At 66.2% G+C, this 15,152-nt stretch carries 16 protein-coding genes and 1 tRNA gene; 14 read left to right on the top strand and 3 right to left on the bottom strand.

Annotated features, from left to right (window positions below; all coding sequences use genetic code 11):
- Window positions 1-89: 89 nt before the first annotated feature.
- The 3 genes from AC14A7_RS00050 to AC14A7_RS00060 all read left to right on the top strand — a co-directional run bounded on the left by AC14A7_RS00050 (window position 90) and on the right by AC14A7_RS00060 (window position 5,021).
- Window positions 90-1,199 (top strand): YlbL family protein, encoded by a 1,110-nt coding sequence (locus AC14A7_RS00050; protein ID WP_484005777.1) that lies wholly within the window; start codon window positions 90-92, stop codon window positions 1,197-1,199.
- A gap of 88 nt (window positions 1,200-1,287) precedes the next feature.
- Window positions 1,288-4,158 carry a UPF0182 family membrane protein gene (locus AC14A7_RS00055; RefSeq protein WP_484005778.1) on the top strand — a complete coding sequence of 957 codons (2,871 nt, stop codon included), beginning with the start codon at window positions 1,288-1,290 and terminating at the stop codon, window positions 4,156-4,158.
- A gap of 2 nt (window positions 4,159-4,160) precedes the next feature.
- Window positions 4,161-5,021: a class I SAM-dependent methyltransferase gene (locus tag AC14A7_RS00060; RefSeq protein ID WP_484005780.1), complete on the top strand. Its 861-nt coding sequence runs from the start codon at window positions 4,161-4,163 to the stop codon at window positions 5,019-5,021.
- Here AC14A7_RS00060 and AC14A7_RS00065 read toward each other — a convergent pair.
- Window positions 5,018-5,485 carry a VOC family protein gene (locus tag AC14A7_RS00065; RefSeq protein ID WP_484005782.1) on the bottom strand — a complete coding sequence of 156 codons (468 nt, stop codon included), beginning with the start codon at window positions 5,483-5,485 and terminating at the stop codon, window positions 5,018-5,020. The genes AC14A7_RS00060 and AC14A7_RS00065 overlap by 4 nt on opposite strands.
- A 37-nt stretch (window positions 5,486-5,522) precedes the next feature.
- Between AC14A7_RS00065 and AC14A7_RS00070 the strand changes: the two genes are divergently transcribed.
- Window positions 5,523-5,596, top strand: a tRNA-Met gene (locus tag AC14A7_RS00070).
- A 70-nt stretch (window positions 5,597-5,666) separates the two neighbouring features.
- On the opposite strand, the gene AC14A7_RS00075 is transcribed toward AC14A7_RS00070, so the two are convergent.
- Window positions 5,667-5,960: a MerR family transcriptional regulator gene (locus AC14A7_RS00075; protein ID WP_484005783.1), complete on the bottom strand. Its 294-nt coding sequence runs from the start codon at window positions 5,958-5,960 to the stop codon at window positions 5,667-5,669.
- Window positions 5,961-6,085: 125 nt separating this feature from the next.
- Between AC14A7_RS00075 and AC14A7_RS00080 the strand changes: the two genes are divergently transcribed.
- The 4 genes from AC14A7_RS00080 (at window position 6,086) to AC14A7_RS00095 (ending at window position 7,591) form a co-directional block, all read left to right on the top strand.
- Window positions 6,086-6,526, top strand: a complete 441-nt coding sequence (locus tag AC14A7_RS00080) for an Hsp20/alpha crystallin family protein (protein WP_484005785.1) — start codon at window positions 6,086-6,088, stop codon at window positions 6,524-6,526.
- Window positions 6,527-6,631: 105 nt separating this feature from the next.
- The gene (locus AC14A7_RS00085; RefSeq protein WP_484005786.1) at window positions 6,632-6,859 is read left to right on the top strand and encodes a hypothetical protein; all 228 of its coding nucleotides are present in this window, start codon (window positions 6,632-6,634) and stop codon (window positions 6,857-6,859) included.
- Window positions 6,860-6,911: 52 nt separating this feature from the next.
- A complete protein-coding gene (locus tag AC14A7_RS00090; RefSeq protein ID WP_484005787.1) occupies window positions 6,912-7,370 on the top strand; it encodes a hypothetical protein in 459 nt (152 codons plus the stop codon).
- Entirely contained in the window at window positions 7,370-7,591 is a 222-nt protein-coding gene (locus tag AC14A7_RS00095) for a helix-turn-helix transcriptional regulator (protein ID WP_484005789.1), read from the top strand. The genes AC14A7_RS00090 and AC14A7_RS00095 overlap by 1 nt, the downstream gene beginning before the upstream one ends.
- Window positions 7,592-7,606: 15 nt before the next feature.
- Here AC14A7_RS00095 and AC14A7_RS00100 read toward each other — a convergent pair whose 3' ends face one another.
- Window positions 7,607-9,520 (bottom strand): BglG family transcription antiterminator, encoded by a 1,914-nt coding sequence (locus AC14A7_RS00100; protein WP_484005791.1) that lies wholly within the window; start codon window positions 9,518-9,520, stop codon window positions 7,607-7,609.
- A gap of 142 nt (window positions 9,521-9,662) precedes the next feature.
- Here AC14A7_RS00100 and AC14A7_RS00105 point away from each other — a divergent pair, with 142 nt between their 5' ends.
- The 6 genes from AC14A7_RS00105 (at window position 9,663) to AC14A7_RS00130 (ending at window position 15,116) form a co-directional block, all read left to right on the top strand.
- The gene (locus AC14A7_RS00105) at window positions 9,663-10,010 is read left to right on the top strand and encodes a PTS sugar transporter subunit IIB (RefSeq protein WP_484005792.1); all 348 of its coding nucleotides are present in this window, start codon (window positions 9,663-9,665) and stop codon (window positions 10,008-10,010) included.
- A 13-nt stretch (window positions 10,011-10,023) separates the two neighbouring features.
- Entirely contained in the window at window positions 10,024-10,287 is a 264-nt protein-coding gene (locus AC14A7_RS00110) for an HPr family phosphocarrier protein (RefSeq protein ID WP_484005794.1), read from the top strand.
- A 62-nt stretch (window positions 10,288-10,349) separates the two neighbouring features.
- On the top strand, window positions 10,350-11,954 hold the full coding sequence (ptsP, locus tag AC14A7_RS00115) for a phosphoenolpyruvate--protein phosphotransferase (RefSeq protein WP_484005829.1): 1,605 nt from the start codon (window positions 10,350-10,352) through the stop codon (window positions 11,952-11,954).
- Window positions 11,955-11,982: 28 nt separating this feature from the next.
- Window positions 11,983-13,515 (top strand): PTS mannitol transporter subunit IIBC, encoded by a 1,533-nt coding sequence (locus AC14A7_RS00120; protein ID WP_484005795.1) that lies wholly within the window; start codon window positions 11,983-11,985, stop codon window positions 13,513-13,515.
- Window positions 13,516-13,518: 3 nt separating this feature from the next.
- The gene (locus AC14A7_RS00125) at window positions 13,519-13,983 is read left to right on the top strand and encodes a PTS mannitol transporter subunit IIA (protein WP_484005797.1); all 465 of its coding nucleotides are present in this window, start codon (window positions 13,519-13,521) and stop codon (window positions 13,981-13,983) included.
- Entirely contained in the window at window positions 13,980-15,116 is a 1,137-nt protein-coding gene (locus tag AC14A7_RS00130; protein ID WP_484005798.1) for a mannitol-1-phosphate 5-dehydrogenase, read from the top strand. The genes AC14A7_RS00125 and AC14A7_RS00130 overlap by 4 nt, the downstream gene beginning before the upstream one ends.
- The last annotated feature ends 36 nt before the right edge of the window (window positions 15,117-15,152 follow it).

Below are 15,152 nucleotides of genomic sequence, written 5' to 3' on the forward strand. Positions count from 1 at the left end.
TCCCGGCAGTGCGCCCTCGGCGAACAGTCGAGCAACCCGAATCAGTCGAGGACACGGCGGCGAAGAGCACAGTGGCGAATAACGCAGTGGTGAGCAGATCAGCGGCCGACTACGCCGAGTACGAGGAGGAGCGCGCTGCGCCCTTCGGTGGCGGATGGGTCACCTGGTTCATCGGCGCCCTGGTCGTCGCAGCCCTCGTGGCCTTCGGCTCGACGCCGTCCGGCTTCGTTGTCGAGGCCCCGGGAGAGGTGCACGACACCCTCGGCACCGTCGAGATCGACGGCGACACGGTGCCCCTCGTCGACATCCCGATGGAGGAGACCTACCCGACGACGGGGTCCCTTTCGATGCTGACCGTCTCGACCATTGGCGACCGCGAGCGACCGGCCCTCTGGTCGACGGTTCTGACCGGGTGGCTCACGAAGAGCCAGGATGTGGTTCCGGTCGACGAGGTGTTCCCGCCCGACGTCACCTCGGAGGAGCGGAACGAGTACAACGCAGCCCAGATGGCCGAATCGCAGAAGACGGCCGTCGCCGCGGCGCTCACTGTGCTCGGTCGCGACTACACCAAGAAAGTCAGCGTCTTCGACACCCTCGACGGCGGTCCGTCCGACGAGCTCCTCGTCGCGGGCGACGTGATCACCGCCGTCAACGGGGTCGCGATTGCCGATGTCGCAGCGCTGCGATCAGAGCTCGACGCCAACGGCGTCGATACGACGGCGGTCGTCACCATCCTCCGCGCAGGAGCGAGCCAGGATGTCAGCGTCACCCCGATCGCCGGCGACGACGGCCCCATCATCGGCATCAACACCCTTGAGGAGTACGTCTTCCCCTTCGACGTCGCGATCCAGCTCGAGGGCATCGGCGGGCCGAGCGCCGGGCAGATCTTCGCACTCGCGATCATCGACAAGCTCACCCCTGGTCCGCTCACCGGCGGCACCGACGTCGCAGGAACAGGAACGATCTCTGAGGACGGCACGATCGGTGCCATCGGGGGCATCCGCCAGAAGATGTACGGCGCGCTCGACAGCGGGGCGGATTTCTTCCTCGCGCCAGCGGCGAACTGCGACGAGGTGGTCGGCGAGATTCCCGACGGCTTGTCGGTGTTCGCAGTCGCAACCCTGGCCGACTCGCTCGCCGTGCTCAACACGCTCTCCACCGGGGCGAGCACCGCGCTGCTTCCCCGGTGCGAAAGCTGATTGCAGCTTGCAGCGAACGCTGGCATTTCCCCAGTCCGGCTCACTTAAGATGTGAGCTGACCGCCTACGAGAGCCAGGAGCGACTCGAGTGACCGCAACAGCACCCCTTCCACCCAGCAGAACGAGGGTCGCCCTCACGATCACCGCCGTGATCGTCGCCGCGCTTGTCGTGGTCTTCTTCATCTTCTCCGGGCTGTACACCGACATCCTGTGGTTCGACCAGCTCGGCTTCCTTCCCGTGCTGACGACGCAGTGGCTCGGCACCGCCGTCATGTTCGGCGTCGGGTTCGTCGGCATGGCCCTGCCGGTCTGGATCGCCGTCGAGGTTGCCTTCCGCGCCCGGCCCGTCTACGCCAAGCTCAATTCTCAGCTCGACCGCTACCAGCAGGTCATCGAGCCCCTTCGCCGTCTTGCGATGATCGGCATTCCGCTGGTCCTCGGGGTCTTCGCCGGTGTCTCGGCGAGCACGCGCTGGGAGACCGTCTGGCAGTACTTCAACCGCACGAGCTTCGGAACGGTCGACCCGCAGTTCGGGCTCGATATCTCGTTCTACGTGTTCGAGCTGCCGTTCTACGTCGGTGTCGTTGGCTTCGCCTCCGCCGTCGTGCTCATCGCCGGCATTGCGACGATCGCCACCACCTACCTCTATGGCGCCATCCGTGTCACGGGCCGTGAGGTGCTCATCTCGCGCTCCGCGCGCGTGCAGCTCGCCATCATCGCGGCGCTCTATCTCGCCCTGTGGGCCGTGACCATCTGGCTCGACCAGTACACGACCCTGATCAACGAGAGCTCAGGGTTCCTGTCCACGGGAGCCGGCTATTCCGAGGCCAATGCGCTCATTCCCGGGCGCGCGATCCTCGCTGGCATCGCCGCCCTCGTCGCGGTGCTCTTCCTCGTGACCGCGGTCATCGGTCGCTGGCGCATCTCGATCATCGGCACGGCGCTGCTCATCATCAGCGGCATCATCGTCGGCGGCATCTACCCGTGGGTGATCCAGCGCTTCCAGGTGGAGCCGAACGCGCGAACGCTCGAATCGGAGTACATCGATCGCAGCATCCAGTCGACGCGTGATGCCTACGGCGTCTCGGATGTCGAGGTGCAGTCGTACAACGCGACGACCGATGCAGAGGCTGGCGCCCTTCGCGCCGACGCAGAGACCACGGCGAACATCCGCATCATCGACCCCGCGCTGGTCTCCGACTCATTCGCGCAGCTCGAGCGCTTCAAGCAGTACTACCAGTTCGTCGACCACCTCGACGTCGACCGCTACGTGATCGACGGCAAGACGCAGGACACCGTGATCGCGGTGCGCGAGCTCGACCAGGCAGGCCTCGGCGACTCCCGCAGCTGGTACAACGACACCCTCGTCTACACCCACGGCTACGGCGTGGTGGCTGCCTACGGCAACCAGCGCACGGCCGACGGCCAGCCGGAGTTCCTGCAGGCTGGTATCCCGACCTCCGGCGCACTCGGCGACTTCGAGCCGCGCGTGTACTTCGGCGAGGCGTCGCCCGCCTACTCCATCGTCGGCGCTGCCGAGGGTGCGAAGGCCATCGAGCTCGACTACCCGGCTGGTGACGACAACGAGGAGAACAGCAAGACGACGACGTTCTCCGGCAACGGCGGACCCGCCCTCGACAATGCCTTCAACCGCCTCGTCTACGCGATCAAGTTCCAGTCGGAGCAGATCTTCCTCTCGGAGGACATCACCGACAACTCGCAGATCCTCTACAACCGCGACCCGATCCAGCGCGTCAAGACCGTGGCGCCGTACCTCACGATCGACAGCGACACCTACCCGGCCGTTGTCGACGGCCGCACGGTGTGGATCGTCGACGGCTACACGACGACCGCGAACTACCCCTACTCGCACGTCGAACAGCTGAGCAGCGCGATCGCCGACACCTACACCGAGGCGCCGCAGTACGCGCTGGATGACATCAACTACATCCGCAACTCGGTCAAGGCCACCGTCGACGCATACGACGGCAGCGTGACGCTCTACGCGTGGGACGACAAGGACCCGATCCTCACCACCTGGCAGAAGATCTACCCGTCGACCCTCAAGCCGGCGTCGGAGATGAGCGAGGGACTGCTCAGCCACATCCGCTACCCCGCCGACCTGTTCAAGGTGCAGCGCGCGATCCTCGGGTCGTACCACGTCGAGGATGCGAACACCTTCTACTCCGCCGACGACCAGTGGGTGACGCCGAACGACCCAGCCGACTCCACGGATCCCGCACTGCAGCCGCCGTACTACCTGACGATGCAGGTGCCGGGCACCGACAAGCCGGCGTTCACGCTGTACTCCACGTACATCCCACGCGGCAGCGCGACCTCGAGCTCCAGCGTGCTCACGGGCTACCTCGCCGTCAACTCCGACCCGGGTGAGGACTACGGCAAGCTCACGCTGCTCACCCTTCCGAGCCAGGACACCGTGCCGGGCCCTGGTCAGGTCGAGAACAGCTTCACGACGGATACAGAGGTCGCCAACCAGCTTGCCCTGCTGCAGCGCGGTGAGACCGAGGTCAGCCTCGGCAACCTGCTCACACTGCCGGTCGGCGGCGGCCTGCTCTATGTGCAGCCCGTCTACGTGCAGTCGACGAGTGGAACGAGCTACCCGCTGCTGCGCAAGATCCTCGTGGCCTTCGGCGACCAGCTCGCCTTCGAGGACACCCTCGACCTCGCGCTCGACTCGCTCTTCGGCGGCGACTCCGGGGCCGACACTCCGGATGGCGAGATTCCGGCGACGCCAGACGAGCCGGGCGCAGAGGAGCCGGGAGCGGGCACCCCTGACACCGGCGGCACCAACGCCGCGCTGCAGGCAGCCCTTGCCGACGCCAAGGAGGCCCTCGACGAGCGCACGGCGGCGTACGCTGCCAACGACCTCGTGGCGGCCGCAGAGGCCGACGAGAAGCTCACCGCAGCCCTGGAGCGGGCGCTGGCCGCGAGCAAGTAACGATGAACGACGTCGACCTGCGGGGCGGCGATTGGCTCGACGCCAATCGCGCCTCGTGGGACGAACGCGTGCCCATTCACCTCGCGAGCGAGTTCTACGACCAGTCGCGGCTGCGGTCGGGCAACGGCGTGCTCTACGCGATCGAGGAGGAGGAGCTCGCCTCCGTCTTTCCCGAGGGTCTCGACGGGCTCCGGGTGCTGCACCTGCAGTGCCACTTCGGTGCCGATACCCTCGTGCTCGCTCAGCGCGGGGCGACCGTGGTCGGCATCGACTTCTCGAAGCCGGCGGTGGGTGCCGCGCGCGCGCTCGCCCGTGAGGTCGGGCTTGACGGCCGCGCCAGGTTCATCGAGGCGAACGTGTACGACGCCCGGCACATCCTGCCGGAACCGGAGTCGTTCGACGTGGTCTTCACGACGTGGGGCACGATCGGCTGGCTGCCCGATGTCGCAGAGTGGGCGCGGATCGTGGCGTGGTTCCTCAAGCCCGGCGGTCGCCTCTACTTCGCCGATGGGCATCCCGCCGCCTTCGTCTTCGACGGGCTCGACGACCGCGGCATGCCCGCGTGGGGCTATCCGTACGACTCCGACGGCGTCGGAGATGTCGTCGACCAGGCAGGGGACTACGCCGACGAGTCGGCATCCCTCGCCAACACGCGCACGGTGGAGTGGATGCACCCCCTGGGCGAGACGGTGACCGCGCTGATCGACGCCGGCCTGACCATCGACTTCCTGCACGAGCACTACGAGGTGCCGTGGCGCATCTTCCCCTCCGTCGTGCCGACGCGGGACGGCCTGTTCGGGTGGCCAGACAAGAAGTGGCTGCCCCTCGGGGTCAGCATCGCCGCAACGCGGTCGAGCGCCTAGATCGGCGAGCCGATGCGGATGAGGTTGTTGTCTGGGTCGAAGAGCGCGATCTCGCGCTTGTTCCACACCTGGTCGATGGGGCGGGTCACGCGGGCGATCGACTGGCCGAGCGACCAGCGCTCGCGCAGGTCGTTCATGGAATAGCGGAAGAGCCCGTCGTCGGTGATCGAGTCGAAGGCGACCCCGGAGGCCATGATCGACGCATACACGGCGTCGACATCGGGAACCGTGAGATATGCCATGCCGGAGTGCATGAACGGGTCGAGCTCCTCGTTGAGCGTGTAGTCCATCGAGATGCCGCCGACCGGCCCGGGCCGCACCCACGCGTAGCCGTCGTCGTCTGGCCAGATGGCCGTCGTGAAGCCGAGAGCCGACCAGAACGCGACGATGCGTGGGATCGAGGCAGTGGGAAGAATCGGATCGGCTCGGCCGGCCCAGAGGGCGGGGACATCCACGGCAGTCATGCACGCCAATCTAACGTGCTAGTGTTGATTCTTGTGCCGCGGGGTGGAGCAGTTCGGTAGCTCGCTGGGCTCATAACCCAGAGGTCGCAGGTTCAAATCCTGTCCCCGCAACGATGTGTTGACTACACACACGAAAGGCCCGGTCTCTGACCGGGCCTTTCGTATGTGTGCGAGGAGACGCTCAGCCGTTGTCGCTCAGCCGGTCGAGCTGCGCCTTCAGCGATTCGTTCGCCGTCTCAAGCTCGAGGATCCGCCGCGCGCCGGCGAGGTTGACCCCATCGTCGAGCAGCACGATCACACGACGGAGCACCTCGAGATCGTCGTTGCTGTAGCGCCGGGTGCCGCCCTCTGTGCGCTGTGGCTCGAGGATTCCCCTCCGCTCGTAGAGGCGAAGCGTCTGCTCGCGCAGCCCGACGAGTTCGGCGGCCACAGTGATGCCGTAGAGGCCCCGTGGGCTCTCTGGGATGTCGCTCATCATCCTCCATAAATCTGACCTATGACCCTTGCATTATATGAGTCGACAGAGTTATAAAACCTATATCGAGCGAAGCAGATTCGACTCGAGCCATCAACACACAGTGAAGCGGAGGAGATTCAGAAATGCTGTTGCAACACGACCCTTTCCGAGAATTCGACCGGCTCACACAGCAGGTGTTCGGCACCGCGGCCAGGCCGTCGAGCATGCCGATGGACGCCTGGCGCGAGGGGGATGAGTTCGTCGTCGAGCTCGACCTCCCCGGCATCGACCCGACCAGGCTCGATATCGATGTGGAGCGCAATGTGCTCACCATCCGCGCCGAGCGGTACAGCACGATGCCAGACGCGGCCAACGTCGTGGCATCGGAGCGCTCGTGGGGAACCTTCACGCGCCAGCTCGTGCTCGGGGAGTCCCTCGACACAGAGAAGGTCGACGCCGACTACACGGCCGGGGTCCTTCGCCTGAGGATTCCCATCGCAGAGCAGGCGAAGCCGCGCAAGATCGAGGTGTCGAGCCGCGACGCACTGAGCGGCGCGAAGGGCAAGAAGAGCATCAACGCCTGATAGTCCCGAGTGCGTGAGGGCACGCACCCAGACCGGCCCGGAGCCCCGGCGGAGGGCTCCGGGCGGGGCCGCGGGGTGATCGGGGCGCAACCGAAGGAGGAGCGGATGACTGACACGACTGCATCGACGGTCGGCTCGGTGCCGAGCGCGGTGACGTGGAGCGTTCCCCGTGCAGGCGTCTGGGTGGCAGAGCGAGACGGGGCCTTTGCCGGACTCGTCACGGCTCGCTGGGGTCACGGCTTCACCGCGACCACCCCGCTGGGCAAGGAACTCGGCACGTTTGCGACCGTGCGCGACGCCCAGTCCGCGCTGGAGCAAGAGGTGGTGCTCTAGCGAGGTCACGGCGCCGCGTTTGACGACCGCAGCGGCATCCAGTAGATTCAACATGTCAATAATATTTGACATGGAGTCGAGGGGTGCCGCTGTGTCATATGAGGAGAAGGGCGTCTGGACCTCACTGGTCGTCAGCGTCGCGGTGTTCTGCTGGTACGCCGTCGTCATGCTCGGCCAGCTGCAGGGTGCCGATGCCGCCGCGATCGACTTCGCGCCGACCCTTCTCATTGCCATCGCAATCAGCATCGGCGCGTCGATCGTCGTTCGCATCCTCGTCGAGATCCTCACCCCGAGCGACAGCTACAAGGTCGACGACCGCGACAAGGAGATCCGCAGGCGCGGTGCCCGTGCCATGGGCAGCGTCGTGGCCATCGGAATGCTCGGCCCGCTGCTGCTGGCCGTCGTCAGGGCAGAGCCGTTCTGGATTGCCAACGCCATGTTCGCGATCTACTTCGCTGCGTCTATCGTCGGCAGCACCGTGCAACTGCTCGCCTATCGTCGGGGATTCTGATGGTGAAGCCGACGAGCGTCACCAACTCGATTCGCGCACTGCGCAATGCCCATGGCGAGATGACCCAGGCCGAGCTGGCCGAGCGGGTCGACGTCACTCGCCAGACGATCATCGCAATCGAGCAGGGTAAGTACTCACCGTCGCTCGAGATGGCGTTCCGCATCGCCCAGGTCTTCGGCGTTCCGCTCGACGACGTGTTCCAGTACCCGAGGCAGCAGTAGAGCTACTCGCTTCGCCTACTCGTCAATGAGGTGCACGAGCTCCTCGATGAACGACCCGAAGTCGTCGGACTTGCGGATAAGCTCCAGCACCCGGGCGCGCTCGGAGAACACGTCGACGATCTGGTCGAACACGGTCTGGAACGACGCCCGGCCGCTCGCGCTGAACGCGATGAGCGCGATCACGTTGACGCGGTTCTCGCCCCACGGCATCGGCGACTCGTTGACCGCGATCGAGATCGACGTGCTCGATGCCGTCATGGCCATCGCGTGCGGAACGGCGATGGTGTCGGTGAAGGCGGTCGATGACAGGAGCTCCCGCTCGATCGCGCCGTCGATGTAGGTCTGGTCGATGATGCCGCGTTCGACCATCAGGGCGCCGAGGTCGCGGATCATGCCGGCCTCGTCATCCGCGTCATGGTTGCGGAGGAAGAGCGCTGGATCGAAGTAGCGCAGCAGGTCGTCCTTGATCTGCGCGCGTCGGCGCTGGCGCCGCAGTCGCGAGATCGCCTTGCGCACGTTCTCGACGTCGGTGTCGGTGAGGAACGGCTGGATGACGACGACGTTCTCTGCGAACGGCCGGTCGGCGATCGTCGTGAGCACCAGATCGGTCGAGAAGTCGTTCCAGTCGACGTCGGTGCGTGTGACCACGACCTCGACTGAGAGCTCGCTGCCGAGCTGCGCCTCGATCTTCTCCCGCAGCACCTGGTGCACGTCGTAGTAGCCGGGAATGACGATGGCGCACGTCACCCGCTCCTCTCGGCGCGACTGCCGCTCGAGGTAGCTGCCGAGATGGAGGGCGATGTAGCTGATCTCGTCATCGTTGATGAGGATGCCGCGCTCGCGCTGGATGAGGCTCGCCATGAACACGGCGACGTCGTAGATCATCGGGTAGCTCGTCTTGATCGAGCGACCAAGCGGATTGCGCGAGTACGAGTTGTCGCGGGCCCTGGCCATGAGGTTGCCGAGGTGAAGCGAGAGGCGCACCATGAATGCCTCGTCGTCGAGGTCGACGAGGTACTCCTGGGCCACCTGCTCGACGATTCGGCGCACCGTCGCCAGATCCTCCGGAACCACGTAGTTGTCGACGACCGCCTGCACCGGCTCGTTCTGGCCCGGCGTGATGACCCGCGTCGTCAGGAGCTTCGCGAGGTACTCGAGGTCTCCGGCGTCGAGGGTGACGCCGAAGTGCTTCTGGATGAGCGTCGACAGCGAAGGCGCGATCGCGTCGTCGACGTCATTCGGGTTGTCGAGGGTCAGCCGGTGCTCGATACCGACGCGTTCGACGGCGATCGCCACGTGCAGCAGCACGGAGTTCACGCCGTACTCGTTGACGAAGTAGCCCTGCGAGGAGAGCATGGCCAGCAGGTCGGTCTTGAACTCGCCGAGGCCGGTGTGGGCGCCGTCGCTGCGCACGTACTCGAGCTCGAGGAATCCCTGCGCACTCTCGCTGCGAAACAGCCGGCTCAGCAGTCGGCGGTAGTCGGACTCGGTGCCGGCGAGCGTCACGAGACTGCCCTTGCGGCTCAGGGTGAGCCCGGCATCCTCGGCGAGCGACTTCACCTTGCGCAGGTCTGTCTCGATCGTCGACTCGCTGACGTAGAGGCTGTCGGCCAGGGAGTGGATGTCGAGACCGGCCGGCGCCTCGGTGAGTCGGCGGGCCAGGTGGTGCACCCGATCGCGCGGGGTGTCGGCAAGGCCGTCGCGCGCGTGGGCGTCGCTGGAGAAGCTCGCGTAGGCCTCGCGGTTGAGGCGGTAGCCGCTCGTCGACGCCGTGATGATGGGCAGGGGGTGTGCCGCTGCCTTCGCCGCCGTCACATAGCTGCGCACACTGCGCGTCGTCACGCCCAGCTGGTCGGCGAGCTCGCCAGCTGTCACCCATCCGTCGTTCTGCGACAGGTAGTCGAGCAGACGCTCATACTTATCGCTCATATCGAGAGCCACTTTGCCACGTTCGGAGGGGAAGTGGGCATTTCCGCTCCCGCGGAAGAAGGTCTGTTGGCGATCGACCTGCTGCACTCGTGACCATGGACTCAGCACAGTTCGGCCAGCACGCGATCGCAAGGAGGCGACCATGGAGACAGTCCTGATCGTTTGCGGCGCGGGTGCATCCTCCACCTTTCTCGCCAGCCGCCTTCGCGCGCTGGCAAAGGCACGCGGATTCGAGCTCAGTGCGACGGCCGCCAGCACGAGCGACCTTCGGCCGCACCTGCACACGAGCACCGTGCTTCTCGTCGGCCCGCACCTCGCCGACAGCTTCGACACCCTCTCCGCCGAGGCGGCGGAGTTCGGCGTGCCAGCGGCTCTTCTGCCGCCAACCGCGTTCGGTCCGAGCGGAGCCGAGCAGGCACTCGACCTTGTCGAGTCTCTGGTGACCCTCGGGCCGAGCCTTAACTCTTCCCCCATCGAAGCAACGAAGTAAGGATCAGCGCCCCATGTCCGAAAGAACCGTCACCGTCGCATCCGCCCACGGCCTCCACGCGCGCCCCGCGTCTCTCTTCGTGCAGGCGGTGGCCGCCTCCGGGCTGGCGGTTCAGCTGGTCAAGGGCGACAAGTCGATCAACGCCGCGAGCATCCTCGGGGTCATCTCCCTCGGCATCAACCACGGCGACGAGGTCACCCTGACGGCGGAGGGCGATGGGGCAGACGAACTGCTCGACGGCCTGACCGAGATCCTCACGACCGACCAGGACGCCTGATCTTGCAGAATCTCACTGGAGTCGGCATCGGTCGCGGCATCGCGATCGGCACCATCCTGCGCATGCCAGACCCGCTTCCAGAGCCGTCGGATGCCGCCTCCACCATCACCACGGACGCAGAGAAGGTGCGCGCGGCCGCCTCGCTCGCGGCCACCGCGGCAGACATCCGTCTGCGCGGCGAGCGCGCGGGTGGGGCCGCAAAGGACGTGCTCGAGGCCCAGGCCTTCATGGCAGAGGACCCGACCCTTCGCGACGACGTGAACGCCCGCATCGACGGCGGCACGACGGCGGAGCGCGCCGTGTTCGCGGCGTTCGCGGCCTTCCGCGACCTGCTCGTGAGCATGGGCGGCTACATGGGGGAGCGCGCGACCGACCTCAACGACGTCTCCCAGCGTGTCGTTGCCCACCTGCAGGGTGTGCCGGCTCCCGGTGTTCCGAACCCCGGTCACCCGTTCATCCTGGTGGCGCGCGACCTCGCGCCGGCCGACACGGCGCTCCTCGACCTCGACAAGGTGCAGGCCCTTATCACCACCGACGGTGGTCCAACATCACACACCGCGATCCTGGCGCGGGAGAAGTCGATCGTCGCGATCGTGGGCGTTCGTGGCGCCCTCGACCTCACCGACGGCGACACCGTGATCGTCGATGCGGCAGCCGGTCTCGTGACCGTCTCTCCCTCCGCCGACGAGCGCGAGGCAGCAGAGACCACCCTGGCCGACCGGAATGGGGCAAAGGACGTACCGGTCGGCCCGGGTGCACTCGCTGACGGCACAAAGGTGCCGCTCCTGGCCAACCTCGGCTCCGTCGACAAGCTCGACGAGGCGCTGGAGAAGGGCGCGGAGGGCGTCGGGCTGTTCCGCACCGAGTTCCTCTTCCTCGACTCGGAGAAGGCACCGACGATCGCAGAGCAGCAGGCGAAGTACGCGGCGCTGTTCGAGGCCTTCCCAGAGAAGAAGGTCGTCGTGCGCGCGCTCGATGCGGGAGCAGACAAGCCGCTGAGCTTTCTCAACGACGACCGGGAGGAGAACCCGGCACTCGGACTCCGGGGGCTTCGCGCTCTGCGGGCCAACGAGCCCATTCTGCGCGACCAGCTGACGGTGATCGCGAGTGCGGCATCCATCAGCACCGCGGATGTCTGGGTCATGGCCCCGATGGTCTCCACCGTCGAGGAGGCCCGCTACTTCACCCACCTCGCCAAAGAGCTCGGCATCAAGACCGCCGGCGTCATGGTCGAGGTGCCGGCGGCCGCGCTGCTGGCCGACCGCATCCTCGCCGACACCGACTTCGCGTCGATCGGCACCAACGACCTCACCCAGTACACGCTCGCCGCCGACCGGCTGCTCGGCTCCGTCGCCTCCTTCCAGGACCCGTGGCACCCCGCCGTGCTGCGTCTCGTCGGCGAGGTCGGCAAGGCCGGGGCAGCCGCTGGCAAGCCGGTCGGCATCTGCGGCGAGGCCGCGGCCGACCCGCTGCTCGCGGTCGTGCTCGTCGGGCTCGGCGCGACGAGCCTCTCGATGTCGCCGTCGGCCCTTGCCGACGTGCGGGCAGAGCTTGCGCAGTACACGCTCGCGCAGGCACAGGAATTCGCCGAGGTTGCACTCTCGGCTAATAGCGCCGTGGAGGCCCGCTCTGCGGTGCTCGCCGCGGCAACCCCCTCACCCAAGTAACACCCACCCACAGAAAACGGAGAAACACATGACAGCGACGTCAGCGCCGAGCCGAGCAGGCTCGGCCCGTGTCGGGGTGCAGAAGTTCGGCACCTTCATCAGCAATATGGTGTTGCCCAACATCGCGGCATTCATCGCGTGGGGCTTCATCACGGCCCTCTTCATCCCGACCGGCTGGCTGCCCAACCTCGGCATCGACGCCGAGTGGGTGAAGCTGCTCGGCGGTTGGACGGGAAACCCTGACGATCGGGGCCTCGTCGGACCGATGATCACGTACCTGCTACCGCTCCTCATCGCCAACACCGGTGGTCGCATGGTCTACGGCGTCCGTGGTGGCGTTATCGGAACCATCGCGACGATGGGTGTCATCATCGGCGCCGGTATCCCGATGTTCCTCGGTGCCATGATCATGGGACCGCTCGCGGCGTGGGTCATGAAGCAGATCGACAAGCTCTGGGCTGGCAAGATCAAGGCCGGCTTCGAGATGCTCGTCGACAACTTCTCCGGAGGCATCGTCGGCATGCTGCTGGCGATCATCGGATTCTTCGCGATCGCACCCGCGGTCACCGCGCTCAGCAACTTCCTCGAGGGTGTCGTCAACTCGCTGGTCGAGGCCGGCCTGCTGCCTCTCGCGAGCCTGTTCGTCGAACCGGGCAAGATCCTGTTCCTCAACAACGCGATCAACCACGGTGTCTTCACCCCGCTGGGAACGCAGGAGGCTGCCGAGAGCGGCAAGTCGATCCTGTTCCTCATCGAGGCGAACCCCGGCCCCGGCCTCGGCCTGCTGCTCGCCTTCGCCGTGTTCGGTGTCGGCCTGCTGCGTGCCTCGGCTCCCGGTGCGATCATCATCCAGTTCTTCGGTGGCATCCACGAGATCTACTTCCCGTACGTTCTCGCCAAGCCGCTGCTCGTGCTGGCCGTCATTGCCGGTGGCGCGACGGGTGTTGCGACCAACGCGATCTTCCAGTCCGGTCTTCGTGCTCCCGCGTCGCCCGGATCGATCTTCGCGATCATCGCGCAGACCGCGAACGACAGCTTCGTCGGCGTGATCCTCTCGGTGATTCTCTCGGCAGCTGTCTCGTTCCTTGTGGCCTCTGTCATCATCCGGTCGAGCCGCAAGCGCGACCTCGATGCGATTGCATCTGGCGAGGACACCGCTCTCGCGGACGCCGTCGCCAAGAACGCTGCCAACAAGGGCCGCGACTCCCAGGTGGGCGACCTCCTCGGTGCAGCCGCTGCGACGAAGACGGCAACCGCAACCGCAACAACGACGAGCACGGTCAACTCGATCGTCTTCGCCTGCGACGCGGGAATGGGCTCGAGCGCCATGGGCGCAACGGTGCTTCGCGAGAAGCTGAAGAAGGCTGGCATCGTCGGGGTGAAGGTCGAGAACAAGGCGATCACCAACCTCACCGACGATGTCGACATCGTCATCACCCAGGAGAAGCTCACGGCTCGCGCCGAGGAGAAGACCCCAGGGGCCAAGCACTACTCCGTCGACAACTTCATGGGCAGCCCGAAGTACGACGAGGTCGTCGAGTTCGTGAAGTCGCAGCAGTAGATCATGTGGTGGCAGCGGAAGAAACCAGGCAAGCCGGGCAACGTGCTCGAACTCGACCAGATCGATCTGAACGGCACGGCGGCGACGCCAGCCGAGGCGATCGAGACGGCGGGGCAGATTCTCGTGAGAGCGGGAGCTGTCGACGCGGAGTACGTGGCCTTCATGCACCAGCGTGAAGAGCTCATGTCGACGTACATGGGCAACTACCTGGCAATTCCGCACGGCACGAACGAGGGCAAGGACACGATCCTTGCGTCCGGGCTCTCGTTCGTGCGCTACGGCACCCCCATCGACTGGGACGGCAACGAGGTTCGCTTCGTCGTCGGGATCGCGGGAAAGGATGGCGGCCACATGGATGTGCTGTCGAAGATCGCGGTCGTCTTCAGCGACGACGAGAAGGTGAACGCCCTCCTCGCGGCGAAGACTCCACAGGAGATCCTGAACCTCCTGGGGGACGTCAACTCATGAAGGCGGTGCATTTCGGGGCCGGAAACATCGGTCGGGGCTTCGTGGGGCTGATCCTGCACGATGCCGGCTACGAAGTGGTGTTCGCCGACGTGAACGCCGAACTGATCGACGCGCTCAGCGCGAGCACCAGCTACCTCGTTCGCGAGGTCGGCGCTGGCGCGTCGGTCAGGACGGTCGACAACTACCGTGCGATGAACAGCGGAACGCACGAGTTCGACGTGATCGAGGAGATCGCGTCTGCAGAGATCGTGACGACAGCGGTTGGCCCCAATATCCTTCGCTTCGTCGCTCCGCTGATCGCGAAGGCGATCGCGCAGCGCTCGAGCGACCTCGCTCCGCTCGCCGTCATGGCGTGCGAGAACGCGATCAACGCGACCGACGTGCTGCGCGCCGAGGTCGAGAAGGCGGGCCTCGGAGGGTTGGCGAAGGCCGTCTTCGCCAACACCGCGGTCGACCGCATCGTTCCGATGCAGGATGCCGACGCCGGACTGGATGTCACGGTCGAGACCTTCTTCGAGTGGGCCATCGAGAGCGCGCCCTTCGGCTCTGACGCCCCGGTGATTCCCGCTGCGCACTTCGTGGACGACCTCGCCCCCTACATCGAGCGCAAGCTCTTCACCGTCAATACGGGACACGCCACGACGGCGTACCACGGCTTCCGCGCCGGGGCGGTCTCGATCGCCGAGGCTATCGCGATTCCCGAGGTGCTCGCCGAGGTGCGTGCCGTGCTGGGCGAGACCTCCGCGCTGCTCGTCGCCAAGCACGGCTTCGACCCGGCGGTGCAGGCGGCCTACCTCGAGAAGAACCTCGAGCGCTTCGCCAACCCGCATCTGACCGACACGGTCGAGCGGGTCGGCCGCCAGCCGATGCGCAAGCTCAGCAGGCACGAGCGGTTCGTCGGCCCGGCCGCAGAGCTCATCGAGTCTGGCACCCTGCCGGAGGCGCTGCTGCGCACCATGGGTGCCGCTCTGCATTTCGACGTTGCGAGCGACCCGGAGAGCGTCGCGCTGCTCGAGAAGCTGCGCACCCTCGAGGCCGTCGACTTCGTCGTCGAGGTGACCGGCCTCGAGCCGGCGCATCCATTGTTCTCTCGCTTCGTATCAGAGGTGGAGGCGGCCAGAGCCGCTGTGTGACCGCGTGTGTCGGCGAGTTTCGCCGTGTGTCGGCCG

It is taken from the genome of Conyzicola sp. (genome assembly GCF_057073975.1).